Genomic DNA, 1,308 nt, shown 5'->3' with positions numbered 1-1,308 from the left:
CGATGGTGGCGATGGCTTCCTGAATGCCGACGAGATCGGCAACGTGACGCTGACCGGCTCCATCGAAGACGGCCTGAGCAGCAACAACGTTCAGCTGGTGATCACCGACGGCGAAGGTGGCTCCGTCACCGTCGATCCCGCCGACATCACTGTCGATGGCACCGCCCTGACTGTCGCTGGCCAAGATCTCTCCGACCTGGCCGAGGGCGAACTCATCGCGACGTTGACCGTCACTGACGACGCCGGTAACGAGGCAGAGTTCACGGATGCCGCGACCAAGGACACCGTCACCGACACCCCGACGCTGAACGACACCGATGGCACCACCCTCACCGGGACTGGCGAGCCCGGCGCGACCATCAGCATCACCGATGGCAATGGTGACGAGGTGGCGACAACCGAAGTGGGTGATGACGGAAACTTCGAAATCACCCTCGATCCGATGCCGGAAGACGGCACCGAACTGACTGCCACCGCGACCGACCCAGCCGGCAACACCAGTGAGCCGTCCAACCCCGTCACCGTCGACAGCAACACCGACACCACCCCGCCGGCGGAAGGCGACAACAGCATCGCCTTCGGCGATGGTGGCGATGGCTTCCTGAATGCCGACGAGATCGGCAACGTGACGCTGACCGGCTCCATCGAAGACGGCCTGAGCAGCAACAACGTTCAGCTGGTGATCACCGACGGCGAAGGTGGCTCCGTCACCGTCGATCCCGCCGATATCACTGTCGATGGCACCACCCTGACTGTCGCTGGCCAGAATCTCTCCGACCTGGCCGAGGGCGAACTCACCGCGACACTGACCGTCACTGATGAGGCCGGTAATGCGGCCGAGTTCACGGATGCCGCGACCAAGGACACCGTCACCGACACCCCGACACTGAACGACACCGACGGCACCACCCTCTCCGGCACCGGTGAGCCCGGCGCGACCATCGACATCACCGATGGCAATGGTGAGGAAGTTGCCACGACTGAAGTGGGCAACGATGGCACCTTCTCGGTCGAGCTCGATCCGATGCCGGAAGACGGCACCGAACTGACTGCCACCGCGACCGACCCAGCCGGCAACACCAGTGAGCCGTCCAACCCCGTCACGGTTGATAGTAATACCGACACCACCCCGCCGGCGGAAGGCGACAACAGCATCGCCTTCACCGATGGTGGCGATGGCTTCCTGAATGCCGACGAGATCGGCAACGTGACGCTGACCGGCTCCATCGAAGACGGCCTGAGCAGCAACAACGTTCAGCTGGTGATCACCGACGGCGAAGGTGGCTCCGTCACCGTCGATCCCGCCGA

At 63.8% G+C, this 1,308-nt stretch carries 1 protein-coding gene; it reads left to right on the top strand.

All coding sequences use genetic code 11. From position 1 onward, the window contains the following. Nucleotides 1–1,308: Ig-like domain-containing protein (locus QD228_RS16980; RefSeq protein WP_279876126.1), on the top strand; the 1,308-nt coding region annotated here is incomplete at both ends.

It is taken from the genome of Cobetia sp. 3AK (assembly GCF_029846335.1).
GTDB lineage: Bacteria > Pseudomonadota > Gammaproteobacteria > Pseudomonadales > Halomonadaceae > Cobetia > Cobetia marina.
The sequence above is the reverse complement of the archived record's forward strand: the minus strand, read 5'-3'. Positions and strand labels throughout refer to the sequence as shown.